1 protein-coding gene is annotated in these 505 nt (G+C 42.4%); it reads right to left on the bottom strand.

The features are described from left to right. Window positions 1-505: family 20 glycosylhydrolase (locus ROSEINA2194_RS07975; protein WP_007885420.1), on the bottom strand; the 505-nt coding region annotated here is incomplete at both ends.

Here is a 505-nt window from a genome sequence, read left to right as displayed (position 1 = left end):
CTTTATTCCGTCTATCTTACTGGGAGTTGTATCATCTTTCAACCCTAACTGGCGGATTAACTGCTGGCAGAAAGCACTGTTCTTCCACGCTGTCTTGGGACATTCATCGCCACCGATGTGAATGTATTCGCTGGGGAATAATTCTATAACTTCATCCATCACTCCTTCAAAGAATTTGAAAGTCGTTTCACTCGGACAGAATACCTGTTCGAATACTCCCCAGGTAGGAGATACTTTGTAAGTCTGTGTAGAGTCGCATGACAATTCCGGATAGGCGGCAAGTGCAGCCAATGCATGTCCCGGCATTTCTATTTCGGGAACAACATTGATGTATTTACTTGCAGCATAAGCCACTACATCTTTGATTTGCTCCTGTGTATAATAACCTCCATGTTCTTTTCCGTCGAATACTTGCGGATAGTTTACATAGTAATAGTCTACTAATGTCTTTTCACGCTTGGAACCGATTTCCGTCAATTTGGGATATTTCTTGATCTCGATTCTC

The sequence above is a fragment of the Roseburia inulinivorans DSM 16841 genome, assembly GCF_000174195.1.
GTDB classification, from domain to species: Bacteria; Bacillota; Clostridia; order Lachnospirales; family Lachnospiraceae; genus Roseburia; species Roseburia inulinivorans.
The sequence above is the reverse complement of the archived record's forward strand: the minus strand, read 5'-3'. Positions and strand labels throughout refer to the sequence as shown.